The organism is Chitinimonas viridis (genome assembly GCF_030409555.1).
GTDB classification, from domain to species: domain Bacteria; phylum Pseudomonadota; class Gammaproteobacteria; order Burkholderiales; family Chitinimonadaceae; genus Chitinimonas; species Chitinimonas viridis.
This window is the reverse complement of sequence record NZ_JAUFPU010000005.1, coordinates 196,543-212,207: the sequence shown is the minus strand read 5'-3', so window position 1 is coordinate 212,207 and position 15,665 is coordinate 196,543. Positions and strand designations below refer to the sequence as shown.

Sequence of the window (15,665 nt, the reverse complement as noted above, 5' to 3'; positions counted from 1 at the left end):
GTATGTGTTTACTGAATAACTAAAACTGCTGCCAGCGCGGGCATACCAGCGCGGGTGTATCTGGGCTCAGGCGATGCCGAGCAGCGCATGCGCGCCGGCTTCGTCCCATCCCTCGCGCATGACCTTGAGGTAGGCCACGCCTTCCTCTGCGATCACCACGGCTTCTTTTACGCCGGCCAGTTGGGATAGCTGGCGGGCCAGCTCGGTGGCGTTGCCCAGTTGCGCATCATCGATATGGTACATCATGGTGCGCACCGGCATAGGGGGTTTAAGCCCTAAGGTGACCACCAGCCAGATGCCGATCAGGGCGGCGCAGAACAGGTGGACGGTCAGGGCGCCGCCGTGCTGGTACAGGGTGGCGCCAGCCGCCGAGCCCACGGCAAAACCCAGCGATTGGGTGGTGTTGTAAACCCCCATGGCGGTGCCCTTGGCATCGGCGGGGGCGATCTTGGAGATCAGGCTGGGCTGGGTGGCCTCCAGGATATTGAAGGCGATGAAATAGAGGCCCAGCCACACCATGATCTGGGTCAGCGTGCCAAAGCCGCTGGCCATGCCCAACTGGGCCACCAGCATCAGGGCGACAGCGGCGGTGAACACCTGCTTGAGCTTGTTGCGGGTCTCGCCCACGATGACGGCGGGCACCATGAGGATGAAACCGATGGCCATGACCGGCAGGTAGACCTTCCAGTGCTCGCCTGCGGCCAGGCCCACGGTCTGCACCAGTGCCAGCGGCAGGGTGACGAACAGGGCCATCTGGGCGGCATGCAGGGCAAATACGCCATAGTTGAGTCGCCGCAGCTGCGGATCGCGCAGCACGGCGCCCAGGCGCTTGGGGTTGGCTTCGGCGTCGGAATGGAAGCGGCTTTGCGAGGGGTCGGGGATAATCTGCCAGACGCCGATGATGGCCGCCAACGCCAGCCCGCCAGTCAGGAGGAAGATGCCCGACAGGCCTATGCTGTCTGCCAGGGCAGGGGCGGCGACCAGGGAGATGGAGAAGGTGATGCCTATGCTGCCGCCGACCATGGCCATGGCCTTGGTGCGGTTTTCCTCACGCGTCAGGTCGGCCAGCAGGGCGGTGATGGCGGCCGAGATGGCGCCGGCACCCTGCAGGGCACGGCCTATGGTGAGCCAGAGCAGGTTGTCGGCCATGGCGGCGATCACGCTGCCTACGGCCAGCATCAACAGGCCGCCATAGATGACGGGCTTACGGCCTATGCGGTCGGACAGCATGCCCAGCGGCAGTTGCAGCAATGCCTGGGTCAGCCCATAGATGCCCATGGCGATGCCGACCAGGGTGTGGTTGTTTCCCCCCGGCAGCTTGGCCGCATACAGGGCGAACACCGGCAGCACCAGGAACATGCCAAGCATGCGCAGTGCGTAAAGGCCGGACAAGCCGGCAGAGGCGCGGAGTTCTAGCGGGGACATGGTGCTTGGGGGGCTGGAGGGTGTTGCCGGAATGCGAAAGGCGGGATTCTAGCAAATCTGCCGCGATATCCCCGCCTGGTGTGCTGATTTAACTTATGCCATGGCAGGAGGGCGGGGCTGCTGTGGCGGGTGTTACGGCCGGCAAGCCTTGATGGCTGCGGTACTCCCGGTGTGGCCTGGGGCAGGTTTGGCAGGAGCGTGCAGTAGTGCCGTGCGGCAGCAGAACTTTTGCCGTGTAACTCCGGTAAACTCGCGGATTGCCTTACCCGCCCAGTTAGAGCCCGGCCATGAGCTACCATCCTGTCGACCCGAACAATCTGATACGCATACGGGGTGCCCGCACCCATAACCTGAAGAATGTGAATCTGGATCTGCCGCGTCACCAGTTGGTGGTGATTACCGGCCTGTCTGGCTCGGGCAAGTCGTCGCTGGCCTTTGATACGCTCTATGCGGAAGGGCAGCGGCGCTATGTGGAAAGCCTGTCGGCCTATGCCCGGCAGTTCCTGCAATTGATGGAAAAGCCGGACGTGGACCTGATCGAGGGGCTGTCGCCGGCGATCTCCATCGAGCAGAAAGCGACCAGCCACAATCCCCGTTCCACCGTGGGCACGGTGACCGAGATACATGACTATCTGCGTCTGCTCTATGCGCGGGTGGGTACGCCTTATTGCCCCGATCACAACCAGGCGCTGGAATCGCAGACCGTGAGCCAGATGGTGGACCATGTGCTGGCGCTGCCCGAGGACACCAAGCTGATGATCATGGCGCCGGTGATCATGGGCAAGAAGGGTGAGAACCTGGATCTGTTCGACGAGCTGCGCGCCCAGGGCTTTGTGCGGGTGCGGGTGGATGGCGAAGTGCATGAGATTGATGCCATACCCAAGCTGGACAAGAACAAGAAGCACACCATCGAGGTAGTGGTGGACAGGCTGAAGGTGCGGGCAGACCTGAAGCAGCGGCTGGCCGAGAGTTTCGAGACGGCCCTGCGCCACGCTGACGGCCGCGCCATTGCGGTGGAGATGGACAGCAACAAGGAGCATTGGTTTTCTGCCAAGTTTGCCTGCCCGGTCTGCAGCTACAGCCTGCCCGAGCTGGAACCCCGCCTGTTCTCGTTCAACAACCCCATGGGGGCCTGCCCCAAGTGCGACGGCCTGGGGTCCATCCAGTTCTTCGACCAGAAGCGGGTGGTGGCCTTGCCTCACCTTAGCCTGGCAGCCGGTGCCATCAAGGGCTGGGACAAACGCAACCAGTTCTATTTCCAGATGCTGCAGGCGCTGGCCGAGCACTATGGCTTTGATGTCGATGCCGAGTGGGATGCGCTGACGGCGGAAGTGCAGAAGGTGGTGCTGCATGGTTCGGGCAAGGAAGAGATACGCTTTATCTACCTGAACGAGCGGGGCACCAAGTTCGAGCGGGCGCACCCCTTCGAGGGCATCATCCCCAACCTGGAACGGCGCTACCGCGAGACCGATTCGGTCGCGGTGCGCGAGGAATTGTCCAAGTACCTGAACAACCAGCCTTGCCCCAGCTGCCATGGCGCCCGCCTGCGGCTGGAGGCAAGGCATGTGCGCATTGCCGACAAGAATGTATTCGAGATCAGCCAGCTGGCCTTGCGTGATTCCAGCAAGTTCTTTGCGGAGCTGACCCTGCAGGGCAACAAGGCGCAGATTGCCGAGAAGATCGTCAAGGAAATAGGCGACCGGCTGGGCTTCCTGGTCAATGTGGGGCTGGATTACCTCAGCCTGGATCGTTCGGCCGACACGCTATCGGGCGGCGAGGCCCAGCGCATACGGCTGGCATCGCAGATAGGCTCGGGCCTGACTGGCGTCATGTACGTGCTGGATGAGCCTTCCATTGGCCTGCACCAGCGCGATAACGACCGCCTGCTGGGGACGCTGATGCGCCTGCGCGACCTGGGTAATAGCGTGATCGTGGTGGAGCATGATGAGGATGCCATACGCGCTGCCGACTGCCTGGTAGACATGGGGCCGGGGGCCGGCGAGCACGGCGGCCAGGTGCTGGGGGTGGGCAGGCCGGAGGAAATCATGGCCAACCCGGATTCCATCACCGGCCAGTTCCTCTCCGGCGTGCGCAAGATTGCGGTACCCGCACAGCGGCGCCAGCCGCAGCCAGACCGTTGGCTGACCTTGAAAGGCGCCCGTGGCAACAACCTCAAGGGCGTGAACCTTGCCCTGCCGCTAGGTATGATGGTTTGCATCACCGGGGTGTCCGGCTCGGGTAAATCCACCCTGATCAACGACACCCTGTACGCCGCTGCGGCCCGCGCTATCTATGGCAGCAACGAGGAACCGGCCGCGCATGACGAGATCGTGGGGCTGAATCAGTTCGACAAGGTCATCAATGTGGACCAGTCGCCCATAGGCCGCACGCCGCGCTCCAACCCGGCGACCTATACCGGGCTGTTTACCCCCATACGCGACCTGTACGCTGGGGTGCCGATGTCGCGCGAACGCGGCTATGGGCCGGGGCGTTTCTCCTTCAACGTCAAGGGTGGCCGCTGCGAGGCCTGCCAGGGCGACGGCGTGATCAAGGTGGAGATGCACTTCCTGCCGGATGTGTATGTGCCCTGCGATGTCTGCCACGGCAAGCGCTACAACCGCGAGACGCTGGAAGTGCAGTACAAGGGCAAGAACATCACCGAGGTGCTGGAGATGACGGTGGAGCAGGCGCGCGAATTCTTCGATGCCGTGCCCAGCATAGCCCGCAAGCTGCAGACGCTGATGGACGTGGGCTTGAGCTATATCCGACTGGGGCAGAGCGCCACCACGCTATCGGGTGGCGAGGCACAGCGGGTCAAGCTGGCCTTGGAGCTGTCCAAGCGCGATACCGGCCGCACGCTCTACATCCTGGATGAGCCGACCACCGGCCTGCATTTCCATGATATCGACCTGCTGCTGACGGTGTTGCAGCGGTTGACCGAGCATGGCAACACGGTGGTGGTGATTGAGCACAATCTGGATGTGATCAAGGTGGCCGACTGGCTGGTAGACCTGGGGCCCGAGGGTGGGGCAGGTGGTGGCCAGATCATTGCGACGGGCACGCCCGAGGATGTGGCGGCCAACCCGGCCAGCCATACCGGTCACTACCTGAAAAAGCTGCTGGGCTGATCCCATGCCGGCGTGCCCCGGCTGTATCTATACAGCGGGGGCTGCGCTGCCTAAAGTGGCGCCTTGCCGCGCCTATCGAACTGCTGTCGCGACCGGCCCCACAGGCCGGTCGTTTTCCTATCCCGTACAGGAATCGCCATGAACGCCTCCAGCCAGAATCCCGTCGTCGCCCGTATTGCTGCCTTGCGTAGCGCTATGCAGGCGCAAGGCCTTGCAGCCTATATTGTGCCCTCGGCCGACCCGCATCTGTCCGAGTACCTGCCGGGGCGTTGGCAGGGCAGGCGTTGGCTGACGGGTTTCCGTGGCTCGGTGGGCACGCTGGTGGTGACCGCCGATTTTGCAGGGTTGTGGGTGGACAGCCGCTACTGGACCCAGGCCGAGGCCGAGCTGGCTGGGTCGGGCATTGCGCTGATGAAGATTGCGGTGGCCAGCAGCCCGGCGCATCTCGATTGGCTGGCGGGCAATGTGGCGGCGGGCGCCAGCGTGGGCGTCGATGGCGCCGTGCTGGGCCTGGCGGCAGCCCGTGCGCTGCAAGCTGCGCTGGATGCCCAAGGCATCGTGCTGCGCACCGAACTGGATTTGCTGGAAGCCGTCTGGACCGATCGCCCCAGCCTGCCCGATGCCGCCATCTACCAGCATGAAGCGCCTTATGCCACGGTGAGCCGGGCCGACAAGCTCGCCCAGCTGCGTGGCGAGATGCGACGTTTGGGCGCCGACTGGCACTTTGTTTCTACCCTCGACGATCTGGCCTGGCTGCTGAGTCTGCGCGGGGCCGACGTGAATTACAACCCGGTGTTCGTCGGCCACGCCTTGATCGGCCAGCATGGCGCCACCCTGTTTGTGGCGGCCGGCAAGGTGGATGCGGCCCTGGCCGCCAAGCTGGCGGGGGATGGCGTGCAGGTGGCCGAGTATGCCGAGGCAGCCGCCGCCCTGGCGGCGCTGCCGGCAGCCGCCAGCCTGTTGATCGACCCGCGCCGCATCACACTGGGCCTGCGCCAGGCCGTGCCGGCAGGTGTCAGGGTGATCGAGGCTATCAACCCCTCCACCTTTGCCAAGTCGCGCAAGAGCGAGGCCGAGGCCGGGTTTGTGCGGCAGGCCATGGAGCAGGACGGCGCTGCGCTGTGCGAGTTCTTCAGCTGGCTGGAGCAGGCGCTGGGGCGTGAGCGGGTGACCGAGCTGACCATAGACGAGCAGATCACTGCCGCACGCCAGCGCCGTGCCGGCTTTGTCTGCCCCAGTTTTGCCACCATTGCCGGTTTCAATGGCAACGGCGCCATGCCGCATTACCGCGCCACCCGCGAAAGCCACGCCGTGATAGAGGGCGACGGCCTGCTGCTGATCGACTCCGGTGGCCAGTACCTGGGTGGCACCACCGATATCACCCGTGTGGTGGCGGTGGGCCAGGTCAGCCCGGCGCAGCAGCGCGATTTCACCCTGGTGCTCAAGGGCATGATTGCGCTGTCGATGGCACGTTTTCCGCAAGGCACCCGCAGCCCGCTGCTGGATGCCCTGGCAAGGGCGCCCATCTGGGCGGCCAATATCGATTTCGGCCATGGCACTGGCCATGGCGTGGGCTACTTCCTCAATGTGCACGAGGGGCCGCAGTCCATCTCGCCCCATAGCCCGCCCGAGCCGCATACCGCCATGGAATTGGGCATGATCACCTCCAACGAGCCGGGTATCTATCGGCCGGGCCAGTGGGGTGTGCGCATCGAGAACCTGCTGCTGAATGTATCGGCCGGCGGCGGCGAGTTTGGCGAGTTCCTGGCGTTCGAGACGCTGACCCTGTGCCCTATCGACACCCGTTGCGTGGACAAGGCGCTGCTGCGTGCCGATGAACTGGCCTGGCTCAATGACTACCACGCCACCGTATGCAGCCGTTTGCTGCCCTTGGTGGAGGGCGCAGCGCGCGATTGGTTGCTGCAGCGTACCGAGGCAATCTGACACAGCCTGGGGGGTGATCTAGACTGGGTGCATGCCCACTGGAGACACCCTATCCATGTACCGATGCTTGCTGGCCCTGTGTCTGCTTTGCGTTGCGCAGGCAGAGACCCTGGAGGTGGGGGCGTTTTCCGTAGCGCCCTGGATCATTGCCGCCGGTAACGACAAGGTGAGCGGGGCGCTGGTGGATTTCTACAACCAGGACGTGGCGCCCCGTGCCGGTGTGACCTTGCGCTGGCATGGTGCGGTAACAGTCAGCCGGTTGGTGGAGGATCTGCGGCTGGGCAAGCTGCAGTTCTCCCCCATCCTGACACGTACCCCGGAGCGCTTGCAGCAGCTACGGTTCGGCAACACCTTGGTTACCCGTTTCGAGCCTTGCCTGGCGGTACTACCAGCATCGCCGCTCAAGCAGCTTAACCGCCCGGAGGATCTGGCTGGCTTTACCATAGGCTGGACAGTGGGCGGCAAAAGCCCGGATTTTCTCGATAACCCTGGCATCAATATGGACAGGACCGGGGTGCCCGAGTGGGAGCTGGCCAACCTGGGCAAGCTGCGGCTGGGCCGCATCGATGCGGCGTATTTTTCCAACCCCCTGACCCCGCTTTTTTTTCGGCCTATTGCCTCGGTGCAGTATCGCCTGGTGAAAATACCGGTGCCGCCGATTGCGCTCTACCCAGTCTATCCACCGGATACCGACCCGGCATTGGTGGCACGGATGGATAAGGCTATTGCAAAAGCTTTGTCAGAGGGGCGGCTGGAGCGGCATCTGAGTAACTATCTGCCGCCGGAGTAGCATCTGGACCACGGTGCTGTTTGCGATTCTGTTCGCGCCCAAGCGTGTGCAAGATAGGGACACATTCGGAAACACTCGCCTATTCCACGTCACGGTTCTAAGATTGCGGCCGTTCATGACCGCTATCGAGAGCTGTGACCATGCAAAACCCGTTCGCCAATCTACGTTGGGGCCGCTGGCTGTTGGGCTTGTTGCTGCTGGCTGGGCTCTCGCTGGCGGGCTATCTCTGGGTGGTGACCAGCTGGAGCTATGCCGAGGGCGAGCGGGCGGGCTTTGTGCAGAAGCTGTCCAAGAAGGGCTGGATCTGCAAGACCTGGGAGGGCGAACTGGCCATGATCAATATCCCAGGGACCTTGACCGAGAAGTTCACCTTTACCGTGCATGACGAAAAATTGGTACAGGCCATCAATGACAGCCTGGGCAAGAAGGTGACGCTCTATTACGAGCAGCATGTGGGTGTGCCCACCACCTGCTTTGGCGAGACCATGTATTACGTGACGCGGGTGCGTACGCTGGAGCGCTAGCGCCTGTTATGAACCCAAAGGGATAGCGGGTGGGCGGCGGAGCAGGCGACAGGGCAATACTGGCGCTCAACAGCAGCGCAAGCTGAACCCGCAGGCGCTCTCCTGGTTGTATCCCCCCGCACTCGCCGCCGCGCGAGAGCCTCGCTAGCGGCGGTGGATAGGCGACGGCACAAACGACAACGCCCTCCTGTATGGGAGGGCGTTGTTCTTACCGTGGCGGATTACTTTTTGCGGATGATCAGCTCGAGTATGCGGTCGGCCAGGTCGGATGGCGTGCCGCCACCTTCCGGGCGATACCACATGATGGTCCAGTGCAGGCCGCCCAGCAGTACCTTGCGCAGCAGGCGGGTGTCTTCGTGTACCAAGCCGGCGGCGGCGGCTTCGTCCAGCACCTGTTGCCAGTCGCGCTCGTAGCTGTCGCGCAGCTTGATCAGTTCGGCGCGGGCCTTGTCCGACAGGCTGGGCCATTCGTACAGCAGCACCGACAGGGCGCCCTTGTCATCGCCCAGCAGGGTGTCGAGGTGGACACGGCAGACGGTGCGCAGCTTGTCCATCGGCGTCTTGGCCTGGCCCAGTGCTTCTTCCAGGCGATCGGTCAGATCGCCTATGCCGGCAGCCATCACGGCGACCAGCATCTCTTCCTTGGTGCGGAAGTGGTAGAACAGGCTGCCCGATTGCATGCCAACCGCCTGGGCCAGGTCACGCACGGTGGTGCGCTCATAACCTTGCTCCTTGAACAGCCGGCTGGCGGCTGCGATCAATTCGGCCCGTCGTGTCTTCTCTTCTTGTGTGGTCATGATGCTTTTCTAGTAGGTGCTGATGTGTCCAGACGATGCGGTATTTTATACGCAATCGCCCGGTCAAGCGCACGCTTGTCATCGGGCATTCCTACGGCATATGCGGGGCGGCCTGCTACCATGTAGCAAAATCAGAGCTACCCCGGAGGTCTACCCATGCGTCCAGCCTTGTTTGCCGCCCTGTTGTGCGGCCTGGCCACCGCTGCCGAAGTCGAATCATTTTCACCACAAGGTGCGGTACGTAATATCCGCCAGGCCAAGGCCATATTCAGCGATGCCATGGTGCGGTTTGGCGATCCACGCCTGCCCGACCCGTTCAGTATCGCGTGTGGTGATGAGCAGGGCAGTGGCCGCTGGATAGACGACAAGACCTGGGTCTATGACTTTGTGCGTGACCTGCCTGACGGCAAGCAATGCCAGTTCTCGCTCAAGCCGGGGACCAAGACCCTGAAGGGTGAGGCGTTGGCTGCCGTGCGCTATGACTTCAGCACCGGCGGGCCTGAGCCGGGTGGACGATATGGCCGTACCTGGCCCAGCAGTGGCGATTGGGTGGCCGACAATCAGGTCTTCATCATTCCCTTTGACGTCGCCCCTACGCCGCAAAGCCTGCTGGCCAAGACCCGCTGTGAAGTTGCTGGCCTGCGTGAGCGTCTGCCCGTGGTGGTGTTGGCTGCAGCCGAGCGGGACAAGCTGTTCAAGGCGGTATTCGGCGCGCCAGCGGGCTGGCCCGACAATGGCGTGGCGCTGCGCTGCCAGCGTCCCCTGCCGGCTGATACGGCCATCAAACTGGTATTCGACGCCGGCCTTGCCACCGCAAACGGCTTGAGCCTGCGCGAGCCCATGAGCTTTGACTATCAGGTGCGCCCCCACTTTACTGCGACGCTGACATGCGAGCGCACCCGTGGGACGGCAGGTTGTGTACCCATCAGCCCGATCGAGCTGTATTTCAGTGCCTCGGTCAGCGCGACCACGGCCCGCGCCATCGTATTGAGCAGCAGCGACGGCAAGCAGCGCTGGGCCGCCGAGCCCATCATCAACGAACCGGGCACGCTGGAAGACGAAGACGGCAAGCGCATGGAGCCAGTGCAGGGGGTGCGTTTCAAGCCCTTGTTCCCCGAAGGCGGCACCTTGCGCCTGAGCCTGCCTGCCAATCTGCGTGATGAGTTCAACCGTCCTTTGTCCAATGCCAAGGAGTTTCCGCTGGCCGTCAAACTCGACAGCTTCCCGCCCCTGGCCAAGTTCGCGGCCAGCTTCGGTATTGTCGAGCGGTCGGTAGGGGCGCTGCCGGTGACGGTGCGCAATGTCGGCGAGGCCGCGCGCGCCAACGAACCCGCTGCGACGGGCGTGCTGGACAAGATCGTGGACCTGGCCAAGGCCGCCACTGGCAATGCTGCGCCCAACCAGGCCAGCCTGGGCCTGGTGTACCGGCAACTGACGCTGACCCGCGAGGCAGACATACTGAATTGGTACTTGCGCCTGCGCCGTGGCGCCAACGGTAGCGAAAACCAGGACTACCGGGCGGCGTCGCTGCTCAAGGGGGTGGCCGATGTGAAACGCTATCGACTGCCGGCGCCCAACGACGACAAGGCCGCCGAAGTGATAGGCATACCGCTGCCGCAATCGGGCCTGACCATCGTGGAAGTGGAGAGCACCCGCCTGGGGCAGCGCCTGTTGCAGCCGGTGGCGCCCATGCAGATAGCCGCAGGCGGCCTGGTGACCAATCTGGGCGTGCACTTCCGTCGTGGTTTCGACGATGCCCTGGTGTGGGTGACCACGCTGGACAAGGGCTGGCTGGTCAATGCGGCCAGTGTCAGCCTGCTTGATTGCAAGGGCAAGCTGCTGGCCAGCGGCAAGACCGACAAGCAGGGCGTATGGCGCCATGCCCAGCCGCTGCCGGGTTCACGCTATGACTGCCCCATCTATGCCTTTGCCCGCCTGGGCGATGATGTCAGCTTTGTCTCCTCGGAGTGGGACCAAGGCATCGAGTCGTGGCGCTTTGGCCTGAACACGGAATACGACCGTGACTATCGCCGTACCTTTCATGCAGTGTTTGATCGCGGCCTATATCGTGCCGGCGAAACCGTTGCCATCAAGGTGTTCGCCCGCGAGAAGACGGCGGGTGGCTTTGGCTGGCTGGCCGATGCCAAACTGCCCAACCAGATCAAGCTGACGCACCGTGGTTCGGACGACAGCGTGGTGCTGCCGGTGAGCTGGAAGAACGGTGCCGCCACCCTGAGCTGGAAGGTGCCGGAAGCGGCCAAGCTGGGCAGCTACGATGTGGTGATGGAGCGTAAGCGGGGCGAGCAGGTGGATAGCCTGGGCTCGGCCGGTGATTTCAATGTGGCGGAGTTCCGGGTGCCGCTGATGCGGGGCGCCCTGAAACTGCCGCCGCATGCCGTGGCCAGCGACAAGGTGAATGCCGTGGCCCAGGTGCAATACCTGGCAGGCGGCCCTGCTGCGGGCGAAAAGGTGAAGCTGCGGGCGTCGGTTGCGCCCATGGGCGGGCGCAGCCTCGATGATTTCGAGGGCTTCTATTTCTCGCGCGGCGATGTATCGCCTGAAGTGCTGGGCCTGAGTGGTGAAGGAGAGGGTGGCGAGCAGGTGCTGAGCGTGCTGGACGCCACCCTGGATAAGGCAGGCGGTGCCAGCCTTGCGCTGAGTGGCTGGCCCATGCCCTCGCGGCCAATGTGGCTGCGCGCCGAGCTGGAATACCGTGACCCCAATGGCGAGGTGCAGACGGCGGCCAACGCCACGGCGCTGTGGCCTGCGGCCTTGCAGCCCGGGCTCAAGGTCGAGGAGATGGGGGCCAACGGCACACCCATGCAACTGGCCCTGGCCAGCCTGGTGGGTAAGCCGCTGGCTGGCCGGACGGTAAAGGCGGAGGCCTGGTTGCGGCAGGTATTCAGCCACCGCAAGCGCCTGGTGGGGGGCTTCTACAGCTATGAGAGCACCACCCGCTACAAGGCGCTGGGTGAACTGTGCAGTGGCCGGACCGATGCGCGTGGCCGTATGCCTTGCCTGTTGCCGGCCAAGCATGTGGGCGAGATCGTGGTGCGGGTAGCCGCCCAGGACGACGCAGGCAAGACGGCCTACACCTATGACGAGGTGTACGCCTACGGTGATGGGACGAGCTGGTCGGGTGGTAGTGACAGCGACCGCATCGACCTGATTGCCGACAAGAAAACCTATGAGCCGGGCGAAACGGCCACGCTGCGGGTGCAGATGCCATTCCGCGAGGCGACGGCGCTGATCGCGGTGGAGCGGGAATCGGTGCTGGAGTGGCGCACCCAGAACCTGACTGCGGCCAACCCGGTGGTCAAGGTGCCGTTGAAAGCCAGCCATGGGCCCAATGTCTATGTCTCGGTGCTGGTGGTGCGCGGCCGGCTGATGGACCCTGCCGCCACGGCCATGGTTGACCTGGCTAAGCCGGCCTACAAGCTGGGCATCATCAAGCTGCCGGTGGGTATCAAGGGCTACAAGCTGGATGTGAAGGTGACGGCCGACAAGGCGCTGTACCAGGTACGTGACAAGGCGATGGTGCGCATTGCGGTGAAGACACCGGATGGCAAGCCAGCGGCCAAGGGCGCAGAGGTTGCCTTGGCGGCGGTGGATGAGGGCCTGCTTGCGCTGCGTGCCAATGACTCCTGGAAACTGCTGGAGGCCATGCTGGGTGAGCGGCCCTATGGCCTGAACACGGCGACTGCCCAGGGGCAGGTCATAGGCAAGCGCCACTATGGGCGTAAAGCCGTGCCGGCAGGCGGTGGCGGTGGCCGTAACGGCACACGCGAGCTGTTCGATACGCTGCTGCTGTGGAAGGCCAGGGTGGTACTCGATGCCAAGGGTGAAGCCATGGTGGAGGTGCCGCTGAATGATTCGTTGACCAGTTTCCGTATCGTTGCCGTAGCCAATGCGGGTGCCGACCGGTTTGGAACAGGCTCGACCAGCATACGCGCCAGCAAGGATGTGATGCTGTTCTCTGGTCTGGCCCGCAGTGTGCGCCAGGGCGATCGCTTCGAAGCGGGTTTCACCGTGCGCAATACCACCAGCCAGGCACTCAAGCTGGTGGTCCGGCCCAAGGTGCAGGGCTTGGCTGCGCTGGCACCACAGCAGGTGGAGCTGGCGGGCGGTGCCGCGCAGGAACTGCTGTGGCCAGTCACGGTGCCGGGCGATGCCAGTGAATTGAAGTGGACGGTGGAGGTGGCCAGCGACAGCGGCAAGCTGTACGACACCATCAGCCAGCCCCAGGCGGTGCTGGAAGCCGTGCCGGTGCGGGTGCTGCAAGCAACGCTGGCCCAGCTGGCACCCGACTACAGCCTGCCGGTGGCGCGGCCTGCCGATGCCCTGCAGGGCCGTGGCGGCCTGGAGGTGACCTTGTCGCCCAGCTTGGCTGCAGCGCTGGATGGGGTGGAAGGCTATTTCCGACGCTACCCCTATACCTGCCTGGAGCAGCAGACTTCCCGCGCCTTTGGCTTGAATGATCAGGCTAGCTGGCAGGCTGTGGTCGGCCAGCTGGATGCCTATCTCGATAGCGATGGACTGGCGATGTATTTCCCTGGCCTGTCGCGTGGTAGCCCGGTATTGACCGCCCACTTGCTGACCCTGTCGGCCGAAAGTGGCTGGGCCTTGCCGGATGCCGGCCGGGAACGCATGAAATCCGCCCTGACCGCGTATGTACAGGGGCGTCTGGCAATTACGCCGTCGGGCAGCAACAGTACCAATCGTGCCGCATACAAGCTCGATGCCATTGCGGCGCTGGCGCGCCACGGCGCGGCCCGCACGGCCATGCTCGATGGCCTGGTGCTGGAGCCCAATCGCTGGTCTACCGCGACCTTGCTGGACTGGATGGCAGTGCTGGACAAGGTGACCGACCTGCCGCAGCGGGCCGAGCGTATCAAGGAGGCCAGGCAGGTACTGAATGCCCGGCTGGATTTGTCTGGCACGACCCTGAATTTCTCTGGGACGGAACGCTGGGAAGGCTGGTGGATGATGGACAGCCAGGATGCTGATGCAGCGCGCATCCTGATTGCGGCGCTGGATCGCAAGGAGAAGCAGGCAGACCTGGGCCGTATCGCCCGTGGCCTGGTAGGACGGCAGCAGCGCGGCCATTGGGATACCACGGTCGCCAATGTCTGGGGCACGCTGGCACTACGACGCTTTGCCGCCGAAGTGGAAGCCGGCCAGCCCACCGGACGTACGGTGGCCAAGCTGGTTGGCGAGCAAAGCCTGGACTGGGACAAATCGGCCAAGGGCGGCAGCCTCAAGCTGGCCTGGCCTGTCAAATCCGGCAGCCTGGGCCTGAGTCATCAGGGCAGCGGCAAGCCCTGGGCTGTGATACAGGCCCGCGCGGCACTGCCCCTGAAGGCGCCGCTGGCTTCGGGCTACCGGGTGGAGAAGCAGTGGACTGCAGTGGAGGCGCGCGGCAAGGGCCAGGCCAGGGGCGATGTCTGGCGCGTGCGCCTGACCATACACGCTCAGGCTGACATGAGCTGGGTTGCCATCAATGACCCGATACCGGCTGGTGCGCAGTTGCTGGGCCGTGGTTTTGCCACTGATTCGAAGTTGCTGGCAAGCAACGAGGAAAGCTCGGGTGCCGGGCCGACCTTTGAGGAGAAGGGTGAAACCGCCTACAAGGCCTATTACGAGTGGCTGCCCAAGGGTAGCCATACGGTGGAATACACCGTGCGACTGAACACCCGTGGCGACTTTGCCCTGCCGCCAACACGGGTCGAAGCCCTGTACGCGCCAGAAAGATTTGGCGAGATTCCCAACCCTGCCCTCAAGATAGAGTGAGTTACTGCCGATTAACCCTATGTGAGTAATGCCAGAATCTGGCTTACAATTCGTAAACAGGATTAATAAAGCGCCGGAACACAATGACAACACGCATGTTTTTGCTTGCCATGATGGTGTTGGGACTCTCCGGTTGTGAGCGCCTGACCGAGCTGGCCAACCAGGCCAAGCTCAATGGCCGGGCAATCGGTGCTGCCTGCCGGCATTCCGGTCGGGCGCTGGAGGACTGCTTTCAGCGCAACGTTCGTGTCTCAAAAGCCGATATTTTTGCCGGCTGGAAAGAGATGAACGAATATATGACCAAGAACAAGCTCGATGTCATCACGCCACCCCCCGACCAGCCGCCCAAAGGGCCGGTGACCTCGGTGGAGATAGGCGGGGGCACCGAGCCTGCGGATGAGGCGGCGAGCGAAACCAGCTCGACCCCTGTCACCGAGAAGCCGGCAGCGGCAACTACTGCTGCCGGCGCTTGAACAACACCGTATCAACCACTTGGTGTCGCATGATCGCCACGCTGAAGCAAATCCCGTTGTTCTACGGACTCTCCGATGAGGAGCTGTCCCATATCGAGGCATCCGCCGCCGCCAAGACCTACCCCAAGGGCGCCATCATCATCAACGAAGGGGACGCCGGTAGCTCGATGTTCCTGTTGATGCAGGGGCGGCTCAAGGTGTTCGTCAGCGACTCCAACGGCAAGGAATACGTGCTGGCCGTGCTGGGGCCGGGCGAGTATGTGGGTGAGCTGGCCCTGCTGGATGACGAGCCGCGCACGGCATCGGTGGAAACCGAGGAACAGAGTACCTTTCTGGTGATCCAGAAGGAGGACTTCCTGGCGCTGCTGCACAACCATCCCAATATCCAGTTCAAGGTGCTGGTCAGTTTGGTCCGGCGTACCCGGCAATTGACCGAGGCAGTCAAGAACCTGGCGCTGAAGGATGTCTATAGCCGCGTCAGGCTGTTGTTTGAAGACCTGGCGGTGGAACTGGAAGGCGTACTGCAGATCGAGGGCCATATGACCCAGCAGGCCATTGCCGACCGGGTGGGCTCATCCCGCGAAATGGTGGCCCGTATCATGAAGGAACTGGTGTTTGGCGGGTATGTGCGTATCGAGAACCGCCGGCTCATCATTCTGCAGAAGCTGCCAGAGGCATTCTGACCTGCCTGGCTGCAGCTGCAGCAGAAAAGACCAGCCCGGCGGCTGGTCTTTTTTTGTGTCATGGCGAGGTATGGAGCATTCAGCTTTGGTTCACTGCACCCGGCGCATAGT

The 15,665-nt window shown here is 63.4% G+C and carries 9 protein-coding genes; 7 read left to right on the top strand and 2 right to left on the bottom strand.

Annotated features, from left to right (window positions below; all coding sequences use genetic code 11):
- Positions 1 to 66: 66 nt before the first annotated feature.
- Entirely contained in the window at positions 67 to 1,425 is a 1,359-nt protein-coding gene (locus QWZ03_RS07930; protein ID WP_284194762.1) for an MFS transporter, read from the bottom strand.
- 287 nt (positions 1,426 to 1,712) lie between these two features.
- On the opposite strand from QWZ03_RS07930, the gene uvrA reads away from it, so the two are divergent.
- The 4 genes from uvrA to QWZ03_RS07910 all read left to right on the top strand — a co-directional run bounded on the left by uvrA (position 1,713) and on the right by QWZ03_RS07910 (position 7,811).
- Positions 1,713 to 4,553 (top strand): excinuclease ABC subunit UvrA, encoded by a 2,841-nt coding sequence (uvrA, locus tag QWZ03_RS07925; protein ID WP_284194761.1) that lies wholly within the window; start codon positions 1,713 to 1,715, stop codon positions 4,551 to 4,553.
- Between the two features lie 138 nt (positions 4,554 to 4,691).
- Positions 4,692 to 6,497, top strand: a complete 1,806-nt coding sequence (locus tag QWZ03_RS07920) for an aminopeptidase P family protein (RefSeq protein ID WP_290332215.1) — start codon at positions 4,692 to 4,694, stop codon at positions 6,495 to 6,497.
- Positions 6,498 to 6,552: 55 nt separating this feature from the next.
- Entirely contained in the window at positions 6,553 to 7,287 is a 735-nt protein-coding gene (locus QWZ03_RS07915; protein WP_290332214.1) for a substrate-binding periplasmic protein, read from the top strand.
- A gap of 140 nt (positions 7,288 to 7,427) precedes the next feature.
- Positions 7,428 to 7,811 carry a DUF8785 domain-containing protein gene (locus tag QWZ03_RS07910; protein WP_290332213.1) on the top strand — a complete coding sequence of 128 codons (384 nt, stop codon included), beginning with the start codon at positions 7,428 to 7,430 and terminating at the stop codon, positions 7,809 to 7,811.
- A 221-nt stretch (positions 7,812 to 8,032) separates the two neighbouring features.
- Here the strand turns inward: QWZ03_RS07910 and QWZ03_RS07905 are convergent, their stop codons facing one another.
- Positions 8,033 to 8,608 carry a TetR/AcrR family transcriptional regulator gene (locus QWZ03_RS07905; protein ID WP_290332212.1) on the bottom strand — a complete coding sequence of 192 codons (576 nt, stop codon included), beginning with the start codon at positions 8,606 to 8,608 and terminating at the stop codon, positions 8,033 to 8,035.
- A 156-nt stretch (positions 8,609 to 8,764) separates the two neighbouring features.
- Between QWZ03_RS07905 and QWZ03_RS07900 the strand changes: the two genes are divergently transcribed.
- The 3 genes from QWZ03_RS07900 to QWZ03_RS07890 all read left to right on the top strand — a co-directional run bounded on the left by QWZ03_RS07900 (position 8,765) and on the right by QWZ03_RS07890 (position 15,554).
- Positions 8,765 to 14,398 (top strand): alpha-2-macroglobulin family protein, encoded by a 5,634-nt coding sequence (locus QWZ03_RS07900; protein WP_290332211.1) that lies wholly within the window; start codon positions 8,765 to 8,767, stop codon positions 14,396 to 14,398.
- A gap of 95 nt (positions 14,399 to 14,493) precedes the next feature.
- Positions 14,494 to 14,871 (top strand): hypothetical protein, encoded by a 378-nt coding sequence (locus QWZ03_RS07895; protein ID WP_290332210.1) that lies wholly within the window; start codon positions 14,494 to 14,496, stop codon positions 14,869 to 14,871.
- Between the two features lie 29 nt (positions 14,872 to 14,900).
- Positions 14,901 to 15,554, top strand: a complete 654-nt coding sequence (locus tag QWZ03_RS07890; protein ID WP_290332209.1) for a Crp/Fnr family transcriptional regulator — start codon at positions 14,901 to 14,903, stop codon at positions 15,552 to 15,554.
- The last annotated feature ends 111 nt before the right edge of the window (positions 15,555 to 15,665 follow it).

Bases quoted from the DNA above. Each gene is read 5' to 3' on its own strand.
- QWZ03_RS07930 (WP_284194762.1), bottom strand. From the start codon at position 1,425: ATGTCCCCGCTAGAACTCCGCGCCTCTGCCGGCTTGTCCGGCCTTTAC.
- uvrA (WP_284194761.1), top strand. From the start codon at position 1,713: ATGAGCTACCATCCTGTCGACCCGAACAATCTGATACGCATACGGGGT.
- QWZ03_RS07920 (WP_290332215.1), top strand. From the start codon at position 4,692: ATGAACGCCTCCAGCCAGAATCCCGTCGTCGCCCGTATTGCTGCCTTG.
- QWZ03_RS07915 (WP_290332214.1), top strand. From the start codon at position 6,553: ATGTACCGATGCTTGCTGGCCCTGTGTCTGCTTTGCGTTGCGCAGGCA.
- QWZ03_RS07910 (WP_290332213.1), top strand. From the start codon at position 7,428: ATGCAAAACCCGTTCGCCAATCTACGTTGGGGCCGCTGGCTGTTGGGC.
- QWZ03_RS07905 (WP_290332212.1), bottom strand. From the start codon at position 8,608: ATGACCACACAAGAAGAGAAGACACGACGGGCCGAATTGATCGCAGCC.
- QWZ03_RS07900 (WP_290332211.1), top strand. From the start codon at position 8,765: ATGCGTCCAGCCTTGTTTGCCGCCCTGTTGTGCGGCCTGGCCACCGCT.
- QWZ03_RS07895 (WP_290332210.1), top strand. From the start codon at position 14,494: ATGTTTTTGCTTGCCATGATGGTGTTGGGACTCTCCGGTTGTGAGCGC.
- QWZ03_RS07890 (WP_290332209.1), top strand. From the start codon at position 14,901: ATGATCGCCACGCTGAAGCAAATCCCGTTGTTCTACGGACTCTCCGAT.